The sequence below is a fragment of the Hylemonella gracilis ATCC 19624 genome (assembly GCF_000211835.1).
Taxonomy (GTDB): domain Bacteria; phylum Pseudomonadota; class Gammaproteobacteria; order Burkholderiales; family Burkholderiaceae_C; genus Hylemonella; species Hylemonella gracilis.
The window spans coordinates 1-1103 of record NZ_AEGR01000108.1 but is presented as its reverse complement, the minus strand read 5'-3'; the positions used below and the strand labels follow the sequence as shown (position 1 = coordinate 1103).

Annotated in this window: 1 protein-coding gene; it reads left to right on the top strand. The window is 69.3% G+C overall.

Features of this window, described 5'->3' with window-relative positions; all coding sequences use genetic code 11:
- Positions 1–1103 (top strand): methyl-accepting chemotaxis protein (locus tag HGR_RS15895; RefSeq protein WP_006299397.1); only part of this gene is annotated, 1103 nt, incomplete at both ends.

Sequence of the window (1103 nt, the reverse complement as noted above, 5' to 3'; positions counted from 1 at the left end):
GGCGATCTCAGCCAGCGCCTGGAGTCGAACGCCAAGGACGAGACCGGCCAGCTGCTGCGGGCCCTGGGCACCATGAGCGAGCGTCTGCGCAAGGTGGTGTCGGAGGTGCGCAGCGGGGTGGAGTCCGTCTCCTCGGCCTCTGGAGAAATTGCGTCCGGTAACCAGGATTTGTCGGCCCGCACCGAGCAAACTGCGGCCAGTCTGGAGGAGACCGCCGCCAGCATCGAGGAACTCACCAGCACGGTCGCGCAGTCCGCCGACAGTGCCATCCAGGCCAATCAGCTGGCCGGTGGCGCTGTCCAGGCTGCGCAGCGTGGCGGCGAGGTGGTGCAACAGGTCGTGACCAGCATGGCCCAGATCACCGAGTCGTCGCGCAAGATCGGCGACATCATTGGCGTGATCGACGGCATCGCCTTCCAGACCAATATCCTGGCCTTGAACGCGGCGGTGGAGGCCGCCCGCGCTGGCGAGCAAGGCCGAGGCTTCGCCGTGGTGGCCAGCGAAGTTCGCGCCCTGGCGCAGCGCAGCGCTGATGCGGCCAAGGAGATCAAGGGCTTGATCGCCAACTCCGTGCACACGGTGGACGCGGGCTCCCAGCAGGTGGCCGAGGCGGGTGAACGCATGGAGGAAATCGTCTCCAGCGTGCGCCGCGTCAGCGATTTGATTGGCGAGATCAGCGCCGCCGCCGCCGAGCAGCGCGATGGCATCAACCAGGTCAACCAGGCGATTGGCAACCTGGACCAGATGACGCAGCAGAACGCCGCTCTGGTGGAGCAGTCCACGGCCGCGGCCACCAGCATGCGCGATCAGGCGCAACGCCTGGCGGACGTGGTGGCGGTGTTCAACGTCGGCGCCGACGCCATGGCGCCGGGCGCGATGGCCAAGCTGGCCTCCGTGCCTCGCGTGAGCCCCCCGGCGGTTTCCGCTGCCAGCTCCACTGCTGCGGCCACGCCCACGTCTGCGGCACGCCCGGCTCGGTTGCAGGCTGCGAAGTCGGCGGCTGGGAGTGCGCCTGCTGGCCAAACATCCGCCAGCACCTCGTCCCGGTCTGCGCCGTCTCTGGGGCTGGCGGCCAAGAGCGGGCCGAGCAAGGGTGCGGGGGC